Consider the following 17,786-nt stretch of genomic DNA (forward strand, 5'->3'; position numbering starts at 1 on the left):
CACCCGATCAGTACGGGTAGAAGCCCTGGCCGGTCTTGCGGCCGAGGTCGCCGGCCGTGGCCATCCGCTGGAGCAGCTCCGGCGGGAAGAACTTCTCGTCGGCCGTGTCGGTGTAGATGTTCCTGGTGGCGTTGAGCAGCACGTCCACGCCGGTCAGGTCGACCGTGGCGAGCGGGCCCATGGCGTGGCCGAAGCCCAGCTTGCAGGCGGTGTCCAGGTCCTCGGCGGAGATCACGCCGGCCTCGACCAGCTTGACCGCCTCCATGGCCAGGGCGCAGATCAGCCGGGTGGTGACGAAACCGGCGATGTCCCGGTTGACCACCACCACGGTCTTGCCGATCTCCTCGGCGAACGACTTCGCGGTGGCCAGCGTCTCGTCGCTGGTCTTGTAGCCCCGGACCAGCTCGCAGAGCTTCATCATCGGCACCGGCGAGAAGAAGTGGGTGCCGACCACCGACTCGGGGCGCTCGGTGGCGGTGGCGATCTGGGTGACCGGGATGGCCGAGGTGTTGGTGGCCAGCACCGCGTCCGCCTTGCAGATCTTGTCCAGCGCGCGGAACACCTCGTGCTTGATCTCGATCTTCTCGAAGACCGCCTCGACCACGATGTCCGCGTCGGCCGCCGCCTCCAGCTCGGTGGTCGGGGTGATCCGGGCCAGGGTCGCGTCGACCTCGGACGCCTCGATCTTGCCCTTCTCGGCGAACTTGGTGAGCGACTTCCGGATGCCGTCCACACCCCGCCCGGTGGCCGCGTCGTCGATGTCGCGCAGCGTCACCTGCCAGCCCGCCTGCGCCGCCACCTGGGCGATGCCCGAGCCCATCAGCCCGGCACCGATGACCGCGAGTCGACCCGCCATCTGCTTCTCCCTCGCCCGTGTTCTCGACTGTCCAGGAGCACCCTACTTAACGAGGGATAAGGGCCGTCAGATGGCCAGGTCGGGCTCCTCGGGCGCGGTGCCCCGCTCCACCTCGATCCCCAGCGCCCGCAGGTCGGCCACGAAGTCGGGGTAGCCCCGGTCGACGTGGTGCACGTGGGAGACCTCGGTGACGCCGTCGGCGCAGAGCCCGGCGATGATCAGCCCGGCGCCGGCCCGGATGTCGGTGGCGCGTACCGGCGCGCCGGAGAGCCGCTCGTGACCGCAGACCAGGGCGTGGTGGCCGTCGGTCTTGATGTCCGCGCCGAGCCGCATCATCTCGTTGGCGAACATGAACCGGCCGTCGAAGATGTTCTCGGTGATCAGGGACGCCCCGTCGCTCACCGCGGCCAGCCCGATCGCCATCGGCAGCAGGTCGGTGGCGAAGCCCGGGAACGGCAGGGTGACCACGTCCACGGCCTTCGGCCGGTCGTCCATGCGTACCCGGAAGGCGTCGCCGCGGGTCTCCACCAGGCCGCCGGCCGAGACCAGCTTGTCCAGCGCGACCTCCAGGAAGGCCGGCGGCACGCCGGTCACCGTGACGTCCCCGCGGGTCATCGCCGCCGCGAACGCCCAGGTGCCGGCGACGATCCGGTCCCCGACCGTGGCGTGCCGCACCGGCCGCAGTTCCGGTACGCCGATGATGCGCAGCGTCGAGGTGCCAGCCCCGGAGATCCGGGCGCCCATCCCGCTGAGCATCGCGCAGATGTCCACGATCTCCGGCTCCCGGGCGGCGTTGTCGATCACGGTGGCCCCGCGGGCCAGCACCGCCGCCATCACCAGGTTCTCGGTGGCCCCCACGCTCGGGAAGTCCAGCACGATCTCCGCGCCGTGCAGCCCGTCCGGGGCCTCGGCGATCACGAAGCCGTGCTCACCGGAGATCACCGCACCCATCCGGGCCAGCCCGGCGATGTGCATGTCCAGACCACGCGAGCCGATCGCGTCGCCGCCGGGGTGGGCGACCCGCACGTACCCGCGGCGGGCCAGCAGCGGACCGAGTACGCAGATCGAGGCCCGCAGCCGCCGGACCAGGTCGTAGTCGGCCTCGGCGCCCGGCTCCTCGGGTACGTCGATGATCACCTGCCGGGAGCGGGGCGAGCCGTCCCGGGCGATCATCGGGTCGGGCGGGTCGTCCGCCTCGAACCGTACGCCGCAGCCGAGCCGGCGCAGCACCTCCCCCATGATCGCGATGTCGGTGATCCGGGGGACGTTGGTGATCACGTTACGGCCGGGCGCGAGCAGCGCCGCCGCCATCAGCTTCAACGCCGAGTTCTTCGCGCCCACCACGTGCACCGTGCCCGCCAGCCGGGCCTCCCCGGCGACCCGGATGACGTCGATGTCGTTGATCGCGGCGTCGCCGGCGTCCCCCGGCCCCACGGCGGGTCGGGCGGTTCCCTGGTCGGGCCGCGCCGGGATCGTCAGGTCCGGTATCCGTAGGCTGTGCGTCATGGCCGTCCACCTCACGCGCATCTACACCAAGGCCGGCGACGCCGGCATGACCAGGCTGAGCAACAACGAGCAGGTGCCGAAGACCGATCCGCGCATCGCGGCGTACGCGGACGTCGACGAGTGCAACGCCTCGATCGGCGTGGCACTCGCTCTGGGGCAGCTCGCCGAGGAGCTGCGCGCGGTGCTGGGCTCGATCCAGAACGACCTGTTCGACGTGGGCGCCGACCTGGCCACCCCGGTCGAGCCGGACCCGCAGTATCCGCCGCTGCGGGTCACCGAGGCGTACGTGGAGCGCCTCGAGGGCTGGTGCGACGAGTACAACGGGCGGCTGGGCAAGCTCGACTCCTTCGTCCTTCCCGGCGGCACCGCTGGCGCGGCGCTGCTGCACGTGGCACGAACGACCGCCAGGCGCGCCGAACGAGCGGCCTGGGCCCTGGTCGCTCACGATCCGGATCGCACCAGCTCCCTCCCGGCAAAGTATCTCAACCGGCTCTCCGACCTGCTCTTCATCCTGTCAAGGACGGCGAACCCGGCCGGGGATGTGCTATGGGTACCGGGCGGGAACCGCTGACCGTCGGGTCGCTGCACCACGTCGAGGTGTGGGTACCCGATCTGGCGGCGGCGAAGCACAGTTGGGGCTGGCTCCTCGCCGAGCTCGGGTGGACGCCGTTCCAGGACTGGCCGGCCGGCCGGTCCTGGCGGCTCGGCCCGACGTACCTGGTGCTGGAGCAGTCCCCCGCGCTGTCCGGGCGGGCGCACGACCGGCTCGCCCCGGGGCTGAACCACCTGGCCTTCCACGCCGGCCCGCCCGCCGAGGTGGACCGGCTGGTCGCCGCCGCGCCGGCGTACGGCTGGGAGCTGCTGTTCCCGGACCGGCACCCGCACGCGGGCGGCCCGGACACGTACGCGGCGTATCTGGCCGACGGGCAGGGCTACGAGGTGGAACTGGTCGCCGGGACCGACTGACCGGCACCGCCGAGGGCCGGGACATCGGGTCAGGAGCGGTCCAGCGCGTTCCGGCGGGCCGGGGCGCTCCGCCCGGCACCCGGCCGCCGGGAACCGGACATCCGCCACTTCGGGGATCGACCGGGCCGGACCGCCCCGGCGCAGCCCCGGACCGGTGTCCGCCGGCGGCGCACCCGAGCCCGGCGTACGGTGAGCGCGACCACGACCACCGCGACCACCGCGCCGCCGACAGCGGTCGGCAGCCCGGTGGACGCCGCGCCGGCCGCCCAGCCGAGCAGCACCGTGCCGGGCACCCAGGCCAGCACCGCGACCCCGTCGAGGACCACGAACCGGACGTACGGCAGCCCTGCGGCGCCGGCCACCCGGGGCACCAGGGTACGGACGAAGGCGGTCCACCGGCCGAGCAGCACCGCCGTACCGCCCCGGGCGGCGATCAGCGCCTCGGCCCGCCGCCACCGCTGCTCGCCGACCCACCGTCCCAGCCGACCGGCCCGCAGCCGGGGCCCGAGCAGCCGGCCCTCCAGGTAGCCGAGCTGGTCCCCGACGAAGGCCGCGAGGGTGGTGACGGCGAGCGCCGTGCCGAGGTCGAGCCGGCCGGCCCTCGCCAGCAGTCCGACGGTCAGCATCGTGGTCGCGGCCGGCAGCACCATCCCGACCAGCAGGCCCACCTCGGCGGCGAGCACCGCCGCGGCGGCCAGCAGGACGTATCCGGGCGGCAAGGTGCCGAGGCGGTCCAGCAGGGAATCCACGAAGGTCATGTCACCAGCCTGCGACACCGGGCCACCCCCGCCGGTCCTCCCGGCGGCCGGGCCCGCTCCTCCGGGTGGCCGGCCGGTCCCCTAGGGAACCCCCGGGGTGGGGACCAGGTTGAAGTCGTCGTCCACCAGTCCGAGCCGGTGCGCCACCACCGCCGCCTGTACCCGGTTGCGCAGGTCCAGCTTCTCCATCGCCGCCGAGACATGGGTCTTCACCGTGGTGACGCCCAGGTGCAGCCGGGCACCGATCTCCGCGTTGGACAGGCCGGTGCCGACAAGCGCCAGCACCTCCCGCTCCCGGGGGCTGAGCATCCGCAGGCCCGGCTGCGGCACCTTGGGCTCCGGCCGCAGCTCATGGTCGTGGGCGGCGATCGCCCGGCGGACGATCCGGGCCAGCACCGGCGGTGCCACCAGCGCCTCGCCCCGGGCCGCCCGACCCACCGCGTCGATCAACTCCTCGGGCGCGCCGTCCTTCACCAGATAGCCGATCGCCCCGGCGCCCAGCGCGCCGTAGATGTCGGCGTCGTCGGCGAAGGTGGTCAACACCACCACCCGTACCCCCGGTTGCCGGGCGAGGATCCGGCGGGTCGCCTCGATGCCGTCCATCCGAGGCATCCGCAGGTCCATCAGGACGATGTCGGGGCGCAACCGTTCGGTGAGGCGGACCGCCTCGTGGCCGTCCCCCGCCTCGCCGACGACCTCGAACCCCCCGGCGGTGCGCAACAGCAGGCCCACGCCGGCCCGGACCAGCGCCTGGTCGTCCACCACGAGTACCCGGATCACGAAACCTCCCGTACCGGCAGCCAGGCGAGCAACCGCCACCCGCCCACGTGGGTCGGGCCGGCGGTCAGGGTGCCGCCCAGCAGCCCCACCCGCTCCCGCAGCCCGGCCAGCCCGTGCCCGGACGAGGGTAGCGCCGGGCCGGGCCGGGGCTGCTCCGGACCGCTGTCGTGTACCTCGACCAGCAGCCCGACCGGCTCCGACCGGACCACCACCGTGGCTGTCGCGCCCGGGCCGGCGTGCTTGAGGCTGTTGGTCAGCCCTTCCTGGATCACCCGGGCGGCGGTGGTGCGCACCACCAGCGGGGTGCTGGCCGCCCGGTCGTCGATGGTGACCTGCACGGCCAGGCCGGCGGTCCGGACCACCCGTTGCGCCTCGGTGATGATCTGCTCGGGTTCCACCATCGGCGCACCGCCCTCGATCGCCTCCGGGTCGCGGAGCACCTCCAACAGCTCACGAAGTTCGTCAAGCACCCGTCCGGCGGTGGACCGCAGCTCGCCGAGCGCCGTGACGGCCTCGTCCACCCGCCCGGTCCGCCGGGTGGCGTACTGGGCGGCCCCGGCCTGAAGGGCGATCGCCGCGACGTGGTGCGCGACGATGTCGTGCAGGTCCCGGGCGATGCTGGCGCGTTCGGCGAGCCGGGCGGCCCGGGTCTGCATTTCCTGCCGCGACTCGGCGTCCCGGGCCCGCTCCTCGGCCACCACCGCCGCGTTGCGCAGCCCTCTCAGGTAGCGGCCGAAGGCGACCGGCGCGGCCGATGAGCCGACGACCATCGCCAACCGGAGCAGGCCCGCGCCACCGGCCAGCACGTCCGGCGGGCCCGAGTCGAGCGCCGTGTAGAGCACGACCGCGACGAACAGCGCGAAGGCCGCGGCGGTGGCCGGCCAGCCCGCCCGGTACCCGACGAACCCGAGCGCCACCGCGGCGCACAGCAGCGGGGTACCCGTGCCGAACGGTGAGAGCTGGACCGCGGCCAGCATCAGCGCGCTCTCCAGCACCAGCACCGGGGCGGGCCACCGGCGCACCCCCACCAGGGCCAGCCCCGCGGTCACCGCGAGCGCCACGTTGACGCCCCGGCCGGTGACCTCCGGGGTCAGGCTGTTCAGGCTGCTGGCCAGGCCCAGCCCGGCCGCGGCCAGCCCGAGCAGCAGCTCCGGCCACCAGGCGCGTCCGACCTTCACCCGGCCAACCCTACGGAGCGGTGGCCGGACGGTGGTCCTCCCACCGGCCGCCCAGCCTCCTCCGGGTGGCCGGTGCACGGGCCGACGGGGCGATCTGGCGGCCCGGCCGTCGTTCCTAGCCTCGGCGACATGAGCGACTCGTGGGCGTTCCTCAGCCAGTTCACCCGGCATCCGTTCACCGTGGGCGCCGTGGCCCCCAGTGGGCCGGGGTTGGCCGCCGACATCACCGCGGCGGTGCCCAGCACGGGTGACCCGGTGGTGGTCGAGTTGGGTCCGGGCACGGGCGTGTTCACCCAGGCCATCCAGCGCCGGCTCGGCGGCCGGGGCCAGCACCTGGCGCTGGAGGTCAACCCGCGCTTCGCGGCCCGGGTGGCGCGGCGGTACCCGGGGGTGGAGGTGGTGCTCGGCGACGCGGCGGCGCTGGGTGGCCTGCTGGCCGCGCGGCGGCATCCGTGCGCCGACGTGGTGGTCAGCGGCCTGCCATGGGCGGCGTTCCGGGAGAGCCGGCAGCGCAGCGTGCTGGACGCGGTGGCCGCCGGGCTGGGCGACGGGGGCGCGTTCACCACGTTCGCCTACCGGCACGCGCTGTGGACGCCGCCGGCCCGCCGCTTCCGCAGCCTGTTGCGGCAGGTGTTCGACGAGGTCACCGTGGGCCGTACGGTCTGGGGGAACCTGCCGCCGGCGCTTGTCTACCACTGTCGCCGCCCGCTACGGGCCGGCGGCTGACCGCGCGGCGGGTCAGGCGGCGGGCCAGTCCTGGGAGGCCAGACGCGGCGAGACCGCCCCGGGTGGGGCGGCCTCGAGCCAGGAGAGGAATCCGGTGACCGTGGACCGGGCCATGGCGATCTCCACCGGGGCGTGTTGACTGGTACAGCGGAGGATCACCCAGTCGGCGGGCATGGAGAATCGCTCCTGCCCTTCGGGCAGCCGCCGTCGCTCCACCACCAGTTCCTTGCGGGACAGCACCCGCTTGGGCCGGATGGCGAAACTGAACATCCGGTACCAACGGAGTTCGTCGCCGGCGAACCGGCCGAAACCGGGCGACCAGCCTCGGCCGTCGAGCATGGTGGTTACCCGGACGCTGAGCCGGATGATGCCCCCGCTACGGGTCACCAGGGCGCGCCGGAGGAAGAGAATGAGGAGCGCGGCGAGGACGACCGCGATGCCGATACCGATCCCTTCCACGATCTCCATCGGCGGGTCGGCTCAGCGCGCCGGAGTGGCCGGGCTGGCGCTCTCGGCGAGGACCGTCACGCCCTCGCCGGTCACCGACAGGAAGCCGCCCGCGACGTCGTACGCGACCTGCTCACCGCCGGCCTGCTTGATGCGCACCTGGCTCGGCTCGGCGAGCTGGCCGAGCAGCGGCGCGTGCCCCGGCAGCACACCCAGCTCACCCTCGGTCGTCCGGGCGACGACCATCTCGGCCTCACCCGTCCAGACCTTCTCCTCGACGGCTACGAGCTCGACGTGAAGCTGCTTTGCCACGCTGTCTCCTTGCTGCGGCGGCGGATTGCCGAAATTCTAGTCGCGCCGCCCCGGGCCACCCAACGCGGGTGCCGAGAGTTGCGCCACGAGTTCCGCCACCTGGTGCCGACGCTACTTGGTCGTCTGCCGGAAATCGGGGTGTTCCAGCAGGAAAGCATCCAGCTGTTCGTTGCGCAGCGCGGTGAAGAAGTCCTCGACCCCCGGCTCGAAGCGCTCACCCAGGTAGCGGGAGCCGCTGTTCACCGCCCCGCCCGGCAGCTTGATCGTCTCGATCGAGCTGGACCGCAGGTCCTTCAGCGCGAGGGCGTAGTCGACGATGCTGTCACCCCGGCCGTTGAAGATCAGCGACTGACCGGCGGCCCGCACCACCCGGTCGAGCTTGACCGGGTTGGTCACCACGTCGGCGCTGAACGCCTGGTCGGCCATCGCCTTGATGAACTGCTGCTGGTGCCGCTGCCGGCCGTAGTCGGCGTCCGGCACGCCGTTGCGCGGGTAACGCTGCCGGACGTAGTCCAGCGCCTGCCACCCCTTGAGGTGGGCGTTGCCCTTCTTGTACTGGGCCTGCGGCCCGATGTAGCCCTCGCCGTAGGGGTTGCCCTCGCGCAGGGTGCCGTCCGGCTTGCGGTGCTCGGAGCGGACGTCCCGCTCGATGTACATGTCGACGCCGCCCATCGCGTCGACGATCTTCGTGAAGCCGTTGAAGTTGATGATCGCCCCGGCGTCGAAACGCTTGATGCCGGTGACCTGCTGGACGGTCTTGGCCAGCAGCTCGAAGCCCCGCGCGGCGTCCGGGTCGGCGCCGTCGGGCATCGCGCTGCCGTGCGACATCGCCCCGTTGAGCTTGCCCTTGCCGCCGGCGTAGTCGGCCTTGGGGAACGCGGGGATGTCCACGTACAGGTCGCGCGGCACGGAGAAGAGGTACGCCCGGTCCAGCCCCGCGGGCACGTGCAGGACCATGATCGAGTCGGCGAGCGGGCGCTGCTTCGGATTCCGCGGGTCGATGCCGACCAGCAGGATGTTGAGCGGGCCCTTGATGTCGCTCTTGCGCTCCTTGGCGCCGGCCGCCTGGTCGCCGAAGAGGTCGGCCTTGCCGACCGAGCCCTCGTAGCGGGCCACCAGGGCCTCGTAGCCCACCAGCACCGCGCCGCTGAGCAGCAGCAGCACGGTGCCGAAGATGGTGCACAGCCGGGCCCAGCGCGGTACGCCGGACCAGCGCGACCGCCCTCGGCGGTTCTTGCCGGCCTCACCCACGAGCAGCTCCCCTCGTCACGCCTTCGCCTTCGCCCCGTAGACGGGCGCACAGAGTCGTTTCGTTGCAGGTTTCACGCTCGTGACCCTGCGTGGGTTGCATGTTCCACCGAGTACGTGAACGTGGCTCGAACCGTACCCCGCTGCTCAGGTGGTCAAGCGGCGCGCGCAAAGCGACATCCGACGCGAACGACCCCAGTACGACAAAGGGCCACCCCGGAATCATCCGGGGTGGCCCTTTTCGGCTGTGGCGGAATTCTCAGCCCTGCGCCATCAGCTCCTTGGCCTTGGCCTCGAGGTCCTCGATGCCGCCGCACATGAAGAACGCCTGCTCCGGGAAGTGGTCGAACTCGCCCTCGGCGATCCGCCGGAACGCGTCGATGGTCTCCGTGATCGGCACCGTCGAGCCCGGCACGCCGGTGAACTGCTCGGCGGCGTAGGTGTTCTGCGACAGGAAGCGCTCGATCCGGCGGGCCCGGCCGACGGTGAGCTTGTCCTCCTCGGAGAGCTCCTCGATGCCCAGGATGGCGATGATGTCCTGCAGGTCCTTGTAGCGCTGCAGGATCCGCTTCACCTCGGTGGCGACCGCGAAGTGCTCCTCGCCGACGAACTCCGGGGCGAGGATCCGGGACGAGGACGCCAGCGGGTCCACGGCCGGGTAGATGCCCTTGTCGGAGATCGACCGCTCGAGGTTGGTGGTCGCGTCCAGGTGGGCGAACGTGGTGGCCGGCGCCGGGTCGGTGTAGTCGTCGGCGGGCACGTAGATCGCCTGCATCGAGGTGATGGCCTGGCCCCGGACGGAGGTGATCCGCTCCTGGAGCTCGCCCATCTCGTCGGCCAGGGTCGGCTGGTAACCCACGGCGCTCGGCATCCGGCCGAGCAGCGTGGAGACCTCGGAACCGGCCTGGGTGAAGCGGAAGATGTTGTCGATGAAGAGCAGCACCTCCTGCTTCTTCACGTCGCGGAAGTATTCCGCCATGGTCAGCGCGGACAGCGCCACCCGCAGCCGGGTGCCCGGCGGCTCGTCCATCTGGCCGTAGACCAGCGCGGTCTTGTCGATGACGCCCGACTCGGTCATCTCGGCGATGAGGTCGTTGCCCTCACGGGTGCGCTCACCCACGCCGGCGAAGACCGAGGTACCACCGAAGTTCCGGGCCACCCGGGTGATCATCTCCTGGATGAGCACCGTCTTGCCCACGCCCGCGCCGCCGAACAGGCCGATCTTGCCGCCCTTGACGTACGGGGCGAGCAGGTCGATGACCTTGATGCCGGTCTCCAGCATCTCGGTCTTCGGCTCCAGGTCCGCGAAGGCCGGGGCCTTGCGGTGGATGCCCCACCGGTCGTCGGCCTGAATGGTCTCGCCCTCGGTGAGGTTGAGGCACTCGCCGATCGCGTTGAACACGTGGCCCTTGACCGCGTCGCCCACCGGCACGCTGATCGGCGCGCCGGTGTCGCGCACCTCGGTGCCGCGGACCAGGCCGTCGGTCGGCTGCATCGAGATGGCGCGGACCAGGTTGTCACCCAGGTGCTGGGCGACCTCCAGGGTCAGCGTCTTCTCACCGCCGGACAGCGTCACGTCGACGTGCAGGGCGTTGAACAGGTCCGGCATGGCGTCGCGCGGGAACTCGGCGTCGACGACCGGGCCGATGACCCGGACCACGCGACCCGTGGCCGTCTTGGTCTCAACTGCGGATACAGTCATCACACTTCACTTCCCGACGCGGCCAGCGCGTTCGCGCCGCCGACGATCTCACTGATCTCCTGGGTGATGCCGGCCTGACGGGCCGAGTTCATCTCACGCGTGTACTTCTCGATCATCTCTTCGGCGTTGTCGGTGGCGCTCTTCATCGCCCGCCGACGGGCGGCCGACTCGCTGGCCGCCGACTCCAGCAACGCCGCGTAGATCCGCGTGTTGATGTACTTCGGCAGCAGCGCGTCCAGCAGCGACTCCGGCTCCGGCTCGAACTCGTACGCCGGCAGCACCCCGGCCGCCGTGGCCTCCGAGCGCGGCCGCTCCTCGATCTGCAGCGGGCCGATGATCCGCGACACCGGGTTCTGGGTCATCAGGGACTTGAACTCGGTGTAGACGATGTGCAGCTCGTCGACCCCGAGGATCCCGTCCGCCCCGGCGTCGCCGTCGGTGTCGTCCGCGCCGGCGCTGAACGCCTTGATCAGCGTCTCGCCGACCGCGCGGGCGTCGTCGAACGCCGGCTGCTCGGAGAAGCCCGTCCAGCTCTCGGCGATCTCCCGGTTACGGAACCGGTAGAACGCCACGCCCTTGCGGCCGATGACGTAGAGCACCGGCTCCTTGCCGTCGGCCTTCAGCCGGGCGATCAGCGACTCGGCGGTGCGGATCGCGTTGGAGCTGTAGCCACCGGCCAGACCGCGGTCGGCGGTGACCAGCAGGACGCCCGCCCGCCGCACCCGCTCGCGCGGGGTGAGCAGCGGGTGGTCGATCCGGGCGTTGGAGGCCAGCGCCGTCAGCACGCCGGTGATCGCCTGGGCGTACGGCAGCGACGCCGCCACCTTGGCCTGGGCCTTGGCGATGCGGCTCGTCGCGACGAGCTCCATCGCCTTGGTGATCTTCTTCATCCCCTTGGCGGAACGGATCCGCTGCCGGAGAACGCGTACCTGGGCGGCCATGGATCAGCTCTCGGCCGGGCGGTCGGCGGCGCTGTCGCGGAAGCGGGTCACCGTCTCGCGGTTCTGCTCGCCCTCCAGCGGCTGCGCCGGCGCGTCGTTGACCCGCACCTCGTCCTCCTTGCCCAGGAAGACCTGCTTGAACTCGCTGATCGCCGAGTCCAGCGAGGCCACGATGTCGTCGCCCCACTTGTTGTCCGCGATCGAGGCCAGCACGCCCTGGTGCTTGTGCCGCAGGTACTGGAGGAACTCGGACTCGAAGCGGCGGACCTCGCCGACCGGGATGTCGTCCAGCTTGCCCTCGGTGCCGGCCCAGACGGAGACGACCTGCTCGTTCACCGGGTACGGCGAGTAGTTCGGCTGCTTGAGCAGCTCGACCAGGCGGGCGCCGCGGTTCAGCTGGTTCTGCGAGGCCTTGTCCAGGTCGGAGGCGAAGGCGGCGAACGCCTCCAGCTCACGGAACTGGGCCAGGTTGAGCCGCAGCGAGCCGGCGACCTTCTTCATCGGCTTCACCTGCGCGGCGCCACCGACCCGGGAGACCGAGGTGCCGACGTTGATGGCCGGCCGGACGCCCTGGTTGAACAGGTCGGTCTCCAGGAAGATCTGGCCGTCGGTGATGGAGATGACGTTGGTCGGGATGAACGCCGAGATGTCGTTCGCCTTGGTCTCGATGATCGGCAGACCGGTCATCGAACCGCCGCCCAGCTCGTCGGAGAGCTTGGCGCAGCGCTCCAGCAGGCGGGAGTGCAGGTAGAAGACGTCACCCGGGTACGCCTCGCGGCCCGGCGGGCGGCGCAGCAGCAGCGACACCGCGCGGTAGGCCTCGGCCTGCTTGCTCAGGTCGTCGAAGACGATCAGGACGTGCTTGCCGCCGTACATCCAGTGCTGCCCGATGGACGAGCCGGTGTAGGGCGCCAGGTACTTGAAGCCGGCCGGGTCGGAGGCCGGGGAGGCGACGATGGTGGTGAACTCCATCGCGCCGGCCGCCTCCAGCGTCCCCTTGATGGAGGCGATGGTGGAGGCCTTCTGGCCGATCGCGACGTAGATGCAGCGGACCTGCTTCGTCGGGTCGCCGGAGGCCCAGTTGTCCCGCTGGTTGAGGATGGCGTCCAGGGCGACCGTGGTCTTGCCGGTCTTCCGGTCACCGATGATCAGCTGCCGCTGACCCCGGCCGATCGGGGTCATCGCGTCGACCGCCTTGATGCCGGTCTGCAGCGGCTCGAAGACGGACTGCCGGGCCATCACGTTCGGGGCCTGCAGCTCCAGCTCGCGGTAGCCCTCGTTGGCGATGTCGCCGAGGCCGTCGATCGGCTCGCCGAGCGCGTTGACCACGCGGCCGAGGAAGGCGTCGCCGACCGGGACGGAGAGCACCCGCTCGGTGCGCTTGACGCGCTGACCCTCTTCGATCCCGCCGAAGTCACCGAGGACGACGACACCGATCTCCCGGACGTCGAGGTTCAGCGCCACGCCGAGCGTGCCGTCCTCGAACTCCAGCAGCTCGTTGGTCATGGTCGAGGGCAGGCCCTCGACGTGGGCGATGCCGTCGCCGGCGTCGGCGACGGTGCCGACCTCCTCGCGGGAGACGTCGGTCGTGTAGGAGGAGACGTAGCGCTCCAGGGCGCCGCGGATCTCCTCCGTCGAGATGGTCAGCTCGGCCATCCTCTGCTTCCTTAAGTATCTCAGGGCCCGGGATACCTAGTACCGACCGGTCCGGTGGCGACGTATCAGGGCTGCTCAGCGCTTGGCGAGCGCGTTACGGGTCTCGTTGAGGCGGCGCAGGACGGTGCCGTCGTACAGGTCGGAGCCGACCCGCACGCTCACCCCACCGAGCACCTCGGGGTCGACCGTCTGCTTGACGGAAACCTCTCGACCGTACATCTCCGAGAGGCGGGCGCCGAGGCGTCGCTCCTCGGAGTCACTCAGCGGGGCCGCCACGGTCACGTACGCGACCTGCCGGTCCCGCCGGTCGGCGGCCAGCTCGACCAGCCGGGTGAGCGCACCGGTGAAGGAGCGTCCCCCGAAGCCGGCCAGCGCGGCCTCGACGAGGCGGACGGTGACCGGCCGCGCCTTGCCGGCGAGCAGCTCCCGGGCCAGCGAGGCCCGCTGCTCGGCCGGGGCGATCGGGTCGGAGAGGGTGTTGGACAGCGCGCCCGAGCCGGAGACGACCTGCCCGAAGCGGAACAGCTCGTCCTCCACCTCGCCCAGCTCGCCGGCGTTGTCGGCGCTCGCCAGGAGCGCCTCCACGCCCAGCCGCTCGGCGCCGTCGAGCAGTTCCGACGGTGCCGACCAGCGGCCGGAGACCAGGGCGACGAGCAGGTCGACCGCGTCCCGGCCGACCTTGCCGCTCAGGATCCCGGTGAGCAGCGCGGCGCGGTCCTCACCCGAGCGCGCCGGGTCCGACAGCGCCCGGCGCAGCCGCGGCTCCCGCCGCAGCAGGGCGGCGACGGAGAGGATGTCGTCGGCGGTGGTGGCCACCGCCGACGGCTCCGCGCCGCGGACGTACGCGTCGAGGCGCTCGGCCGCGACCTTGTACGACTCCCGGCTGGCGGCCTGCATCAGCGGGCCCCCGTGCTCTCGAGACCGCTCAGGAACCGGTCCACGGTGCCCTTGCGACGCGCCTCGTCGGCCAGCGACTCACCGACGATCCGGCTGGCCAGGTCCACCGCGAGGGTGCCGACCTCGGTGCGCAGCTCGCGCACGATGGTGGCCCGCTCGGCGGCGAGCTGCTCCTTGCCGGCGGCGATGACCCGGTCGGACTCCTCCCGCGCCTTGGCGAGGATGTCCTGGCGGATGCCCTCGGCGTCGGCCCGGGCGTCGTCCCGGATCTTGGCGGCGTCGGTACGCGCCTCGGCGAGCTGCGCACGGTACTGCTCGAGGAGCTGGTTCGCCTCGGCCTGCGCGGCCTCGGCGCGCTTGATGCCACCCTCGATCGCGTCGACCCGGGCCTGGAACGTCTGCTCCATGCGCGGGAAGACGAACTTCATCAGCACGAAGCAGAGAATGCCGAAGGCGACCAGCCCGACCACGATCTCCTGCCAGATGGGGATGATCGGGTTGTGGGTCGCCTCACCACCCTCGGCGGCGAGGAAGTACATGGGAAAACCTCCCGGTCAGAGGGGCTGGATCAGGCGGTGCCGGCCCAGATGAAACCGAAGGCGATGCCCAGCAGCGCGAGGGCCTCGATGACGGCGAAGCCGATCCAGACGTACGGCAGGGTCATCCGCGAGGACTCCGGCTGACGGGCGGTCGACTGGATGTAGGCCGAGAAGACCAGGCCCACGCCGATGCCCGGGCCGATGGCGGCCAGACCGTAACCGATGGCAGCGGTGCTGCCCGTTACCTCGGCAAGGATGCTCATTGTGGTTCCTCCTGGTTATCACGCGTGACTCTCACGCGGGACGACAACGGTTGGTACGAAGATTGCTCAGTGCTCGTCGGCGAGCGCGCCCTGCACGTAGCTGGCGGTCAGCACCGTGAAGACGTACGCCTGCAGACAGATCACCAGGAACTCGAGGAAGGTCAGCGCGATCGTCATCGTCCAGGACAGCACCGACACCGGCGCCAGCCAGGTGTTGGCGCTGAGCATGGCGAAGCCGCCGAGCGTGAAGACCAGCAGGAGCATGTGGCCGGCGAACATGTTGGCGAAGAGACGAACCGCCAGCGAGAACGGCCGGACCAGGAACGTGGAGAAGAACTCGATCGGGATCAGCAGCGGCAGGATGTACCAGGGCGCCGGCGGGATCAGAGAGTTCTTGAAGTACTTCACGAAGCCGTGGTGCCGGATGCCGACCCAGTTGAAGAGCAGGTAGCTGATCACGGCGAGAATCGCCGGGAAGGCGATGTGCGAGTTCGGCGAGATCTGGAAGAACGGAATGATCGCGAACATGTTCGTCAGCAGGACGAAGCAGAAGAGCGTGGTGAAGTACGGAGCGAACCGCACGCCCCGGTGCCCGATCATGTCGACCGCGATGTTGTTGCGGACGAAACCGTAGATCGACTCGGCGAACCACTGCTTCTTCGTCGGGACCAGCTGCGGGTTCCGGTAGGTGGCGAGGAAGAAGATGATCAGCACGCCGACGGCGATCCAGACCATCGCGGTGATCTTGGTGAACCAGTACGAGTCGTGCGCACCCCAGGGCAGGATGCTGGGCAGGTAGAAGTCCTCCACGCTCGGTGGGAATGCCGCCTGGCCCGCTGCCAGGACGTTCGCCTGTCCGAACACCGCGTCCCTTCCTAAGTAGGCGTGCCGAGCCGGCGGACGACCAGGATGATCCCCCCGGCCATGCCGAGCACGACCCCGATCCCGGTGGCGATGCCGCCGGTGTCGAGCCACTGGTCGACCAGCCAGCCGATGAAGCCCCACACCAGCATTCCCCCGATGAGGTAGCTGAGCGCGGTCCAACCCTGACCGGCACCGGACGGAACGTCGTCCGCGCCGCCAGCGTTGGGGGGTTTCTGGTCACCGGCCATGACGGGGCGAACGATATCAGTCGAGGAGACGAGGCTGTGCCTCACCCCCCGCACAACCTGGTTGTGTGGGACACGGGCGGGCGATGTCGTCTGGAGGCACGCTACTCCTCCTCCGCGACTGAGAGAATGACCGATCACGGACACGTCGGCGTGCCGTCCGAAGAGTGGGACGCTCAGTTGTGGACCCGGCGGGCGTGCCGGGTGGCGAGCCACCAGATGTGCACCCCGGTCCAGACCACCACGCCCGCGGCGATGCCGAGGCAGAACGGGATCAGTCCCGGCCAGCCGGTCGACCCGACCAGGATCATCACCCCGCCGAGCAGTGTCATCTTGGCGATGTAGAGGCCCAGCCCGAACGGCAGGATCAGCTGCGGGTCGCGGGCGTCCGCCCAGGCCAGCACAACGGTGGTCAGCGAGTAGCTGACCGCGGTCACGGCCACCCCGGCCGCCGCGCCGAGCGCGCCGTCCGCGCCCCGCAGCATCCCGCCGGCCACCGCGGCCAGCGCGGCCACCCCGGCCGTCGCGGCCAGCAGCACGGGCAGGTGGCGCAGCCGCCAGCCCCGGTCCGCGGCCGCCTCCGCGCCGCCCACCCCGCGCTCAGCCACGGGGGTACGCCGGGAAGGCGGCGACCAGCTCGGTCACGTCGGCGGCGATCCGGGTCAGCTCGTCGGCGCCCCCGGGTGCCTGCGGGTCGGTGCGGACGGCCCGGGCGATCAGCGCGGCGATCCGGCGCATCTCCTCCTCGCGCATGCCCTGGGTGGTGACGCTGGGGCTGCCCACCCGGATGCCGGAGGCGACCATCGGCTTCTGCGGGTCGTACGGGATCGCGTTCTTGTTGAGCGTGATGCCGGCGGCGTCGCAGCGCGCCTCGGCCTCGGCGCCGGTCACCCCCACCTGCCGCAGGTCGAGCAGGGCGAGGTGGGTGTCGGTGCCGCCGGAAACCGGCCGCATCCCCTCGGCGGCCAGCCCGGCGGCCAGCGCCCGGGCGTTGCCGACCACCTGGCCGGCGTACGTCCGGTAGTCGGGCTGGGCGGCCTCGCGCAGCGCGACCGCCTTGGCCGCGACGGCGTGCATCAGCGGCCCGCCCTGGGTGAACGGGAAGACCGCCTTGTCGATCCGGGCCGCGAGGGACTCCCGACAGAGGATCATGCCGCCGCGCGGGCCGCGCAGCACCTTGTGGGTGGTGGCGCAGACGACGTCGGCGTACGGCACCGGGGAGGGGATGGCGCCACCGGCGACCAGCCCGATGAAGTGCGCCGCGTCCACCATCAGGTACGCCCCGACCTCGTCGGCGATCTCCCGGAACGCCGCGAAGTCGATCAACCGGGGATAGGCCGTGGCCCCACAGATGATCATTTTGGGGCGGTGCGCGCGGGCCAGGTCCCGCACCTCGTCGTAGTCGATCAGCTCGGTGTCCCGCCGGACCGTGTAGCCGACCGCGTGGAACCACTTGCCGGAGAAGTTCACCCGGCTGCCGTGGGTGAGGTGGCCGCCGTGCGGCAGGTCCATCGCCAGCACCGTGTCCCCCGGCTGCACCAGCGCCGCGTACGCGGCCAGGTTGGCGCTCGCGCCGGAGTGCGGCTGGAGGTTCGCGTGCTCGGCGCCGAACAGCTCCTTCGCCCGGGCGATCCCGATCTCCTCCGCCCGGTCCACCTCGGCGCAGCCGCCGTAGTAGCGCCGACCGGGGTAGCCCTCGGCGTACTTGTTGGTGAGCGTCGAGCCGAGCGCGGCGAGCACCGCCGGCGAGGTCAGGTTCTCGCTGGCGATCAGTTGCAGACCGCCGCGCAACCGGTCCAGCTCGCCCAGCACCACCTCGGCGATCTCCGGGTCGACGGCGGTGAGCTGCTGGAAGTCCGGCCCCCAGAAGGTGTCCCTCGCGTTCTCCACAGCGAAGGAGTC

21 protein-coding genes are annotated in these 17,786 nt (G+C 71.4%); 3 read left to right on the forward strand and 18 right to left on the reverse strand.

Features of this window, described 5'->3' with window-relative positions:
- Nucleotides 1–7: 7 nt before the first annotated feature.
- Nucleotides 8–856, reverse strand: a complete 849-nt coding sequence (locus K7640_RS16235) for a 3-hydroxyacyl-CoA dehydrogenase family protein (protein ID WP_222955670.1) — start codon at nucleotides 854–856, stop codon at nucleotides 8–10.
- A 66-nt stretch (nucleotides 857–922) separates the two neighbouring features.
- Nucleotides 923–2,362 (reverse strand): UDP-N-acetylglucosamine 1-carboxyvinyltransferase, encoded by a 1,440-nt coding sequence (murA, locus tag K7640_RS16240; RefSeq protein ID WP_222955671.1) that lies wholly within the window; start codon nucleotides 2,360–2,362, stop codon nucleotides 923–925.
- Between murA and K7640_RS16245 the strand changes: the two genes are divergently transcribed.
- Nucleotides 2,361–2,933: a cob(I)yrinic acid a,c-diamide adenosyltransferase gene (locus K7640_RS16245; protein ID WP_222955672.1), complete on the forward strand. Its 573-nt coding sequence runs from the start codon at nucleotides 2,361–2,363 to the stop codon at nucleotides 2,931–2,933. The two genes, murA and K7640_RS16245, sit on opposite strands and share 2 nt — an antisense overlap.
- Complete coding sequence (locus K7640_RS16250; protein WP_222955673.1) at nucleotides 2,909–3,328, forward strand: VOC family protein; 420 nt, start codon at nucleotides 2,909–2,911, stop codon at nucleotides 3,326–3,328. The genes K7640_RS16245 and K7640_RS16250 overlap by 25 nt, the downstream gene beginning before the upstream one ends.
- Before the next feature lie 29 nt (nucleotides 3,329–3,357).
- Here the strand turns inward: K7640_RS16250 and K7640_RS16255 are convergent, their stop codons facing one another.
- The 3 genes from K7640_RS16255 to K7640_RS30825 all read right to left on the reverse strand — a co-directional run bounded on the left by K7640_RS16255 (nucleotide 3,358) and on the right by K7640_RS30825 (nucleotide 6,044).
- Nucleotides 3,358–4,086: a DedA family protein gene (locus tag K7640_RS16255; protein WP_222955674.1), complete on the reverse strand. Its 729-nt coding sequence runs from the start codon at nucleotides 4,084–4,086 to the stop codon at nucleotides 3,358–3,360.
- An 81-nt stretch (nucleotides 4,087–4,167) separates the two neighbouring features.
- Nucleotides 4,168–4,866, reverse strand: a complete 699-nt coding sequence (locus K7640_RS16260; RefSeq protein WP_222955675.1) for a response regulator transcription factor — start codon at nucleotides 4,864–4,866, stop codon at nucleotides 4,168–4,170.
- A complete protein-coding gene (locus K7640_RS30825) occupies nucleotides 4,863–6,044 on the reverse strand; it encodes a histidine kinase (protein WP_222955676.1) in 1,182 nt (393 codons plus the stop codon). The genes K7640_RS16260 and K7640_RS30825 overlap by 4 nt, the downstream gene beginning before the upstream one ends.
- Before the next feature lie 129 nt (nucleotides 6,045–6,173).
- On the opposite strand from K7640_RS30825, the gene K7640_RS16270 reads away from it, so the two are divergent.
- A complete protein-coding gene (locus K7640_RS16270) occupies nucleotides 6,174–6,770 on the forward strand; it encodes a class I SAM-dependent methyltransferase (protein ID WP_222955677.1) in 597 nt (198 codons plus the stop codon).
- Nucleotides 6,771–6,782: 12 nt separating this feature from the next.
- Here the strand turns inward: K7640_RS16270 and K7640_RS16275 are convergent, their stop codons facing one another.
- From K7640_RS16275 to glyA, 13 genes are all read right to left on the reverse strand, one after another.
- Complete coding sequence (locus K7640_RS16275) at nucleotides 6,783–7,238, reverse strand: DUF2550 domain-containing protein (RefSeq protein ID WP_222955678.1); 456 nt, start codon at nucleotides 7,236–7,238, stop codon at nucleotides 6,783–6,785.
- 12 nt (nucleotides 7,239–7,250) lie between these two features.
- Complete coding sequence (locus tag K7640_RS16280) at nucleotides 7,251–7,529, reverse strand: F0F1 ATP synthase subunit epsilon (protein WP_222955679.1); 279 nt, start codon at nucleotides 7,527–7,529, stop codon at nucleotides 7,251–7,253.
- A gap of 111 nt (nucleotides 7,530–7,640) precedes the next feature.
- Nucleotides 7,641–8,786 carry an LCP family protein gene (locus K7640_RS16285; RefSeq protein WP_222955797.1) on the reverse strand — a complete coding sequence of 382 codons (1,146 nt, stop codon included), beginning with the start codon at nucleotides 8,784–8,786 and terminating at the stop codon, nucleotides 7,641–7,643.
- A 250-nt stretch (nucleotides 8,787–9,036) separates the two neighbouring features.
- Nucleotides 9,037–10,479, reverse strand: a complete 1,443-nt coding sequence (atpD, locus tag K7640_RS16290; RefSeq protein WP_222955680.1) for a F0F1 ATP synthase subunit beta — start codon at nucleotides 10,477–10,479, stop codon at nucleotides 9,037–9,039.
- Entirely contained in the window at nucleotides 10,479–11,420 is a 942-nt protein-coding gene (locus K7640_RS16295) for a F0F1 ATP synthase subunit gamma (RefSeq protein ID WP_222955681.1), read from the reverse strand. The genes atpD and K7640_RS16295 overlap by 1 nt, the downstream gene beginning before the upstream one ends.
- 3 nt (nucleotides 11,421–11,423) lie before the next feature.
- Nucleotides 11,424–13,076 (reverse strand): F0F1 ATP synthase subunit alpha, encoded by a 1,653-nt coding sequence (gene atpA / locus K7640_RS16300; protein ID WP_222955682.1) that lies wholly within the window; start codon nucleotides 13,074–13,076, stop codon nucleotides 11,424–11,426.
- 75 nt (nucleotides 13,077–13,151) lie between these two features.
- Complete coding sequence (locus K7640_RS16305; RefSeq protein ID WP_222955683.1) at nucleotides 13,152–13,973, reverse strand: F0F1 ATP synthase subunit delta; 822 nt, start codon at nucleotides 13,971–13,973, stop codon at nucleotides 13,152–13,154.
- The gene (locus tag K7640_RS16310; RefSeq protein ID WP_222955684.1) at nucleotides 13,973–14,512 is read right to left on the reverse strand and encodes a F0F1 ATP synthase subunit B; all 540 of its coding nucleotides are present in this window, start codon (nucleotides 14,510–14,512) and stop codon (nucleotides 13,973–13,975) included. Before K7640_RS16310 ends, K7640_RS16305 begins: the two co-directional genes overlap by 1 nt.
- A gap of 29 nt (nucleotides 14,513–14,541) precedes the next feature.
- Nucleotides 14,542–14,775, reverse strand: coding sequence for an ATP synthase subunit C (locus tag K7640_RS16315; RefSeq protein ID WP_046563803.1), 234 nt, complete (start codon nucleotides 14,773–14,775; stop codon nucleotides 14,542–14,544).
- Nucleotides 14,776–14,841: 66 nt separating this feature from the next.
- Nucleotides 14,842–15,639, reverse strand: coding sequence for a F0F1 ATP synthase subunit A (gene atpB / locus K7640_RS16320; protein ID WP_222955685.1), 798 nt, complete (start codon nucleotides 15,637–15,639; stop codon nucleotides 14,842–14,844).
- Between the two features lie 11 nt (nucleotides 15,640–15,650).
- Complete coding sequence (locus K7640_RS16325) at nucleotides 15,651–15,887, reverse strand: AtpZ/AtpI family protein (protein ID WP_222955686.1); 237 nt, start codon at nucleotides 15,885–15,887, stop codon at nucleotides 15,651–15,653.
- A gap of 173 nt (nucleotides 15,888–16,060) precedes the next feature.
- Complete coding sequence (locus K7640_RS16330; RefSeq protein ID WP_222955687.1) at nucleotides 16,061–16,492, reverse strand: hypothetical protein; 432 nt, start codon at nucleotides 16,490–16,492, stop codon at nucleotides 16,061–16,063.
- Nucleotides 16,485–17,774 carry a serine hydroxymethyltransferase gene (gene glyA / locus K7640_RS16335; protein WP_222955688.1) on the reverse strand — a complete coding sequence of 430 codons (1,290 nt, stop codon included), beginning with the start codon at nucleotides 17,772–17,774 and terminating at the stop codon, nucleotides 16,485–16,487. Before glyA ends, K7640_RS16330 begins: the two co-directional genes overlap by 8 nt.
- Nucleotides 17,775–17,786: the final 12 nt, after the last annotated feature.

It is taken from the genome of Micromonospora sp. PLK6-60, from assembly GCF_019890675.1.
Classification (GTDB): Bacteria; Actinomycetota; Actinomycetes; order Mycobacteriales; family Micromonosporaceae; genus Micromonospora.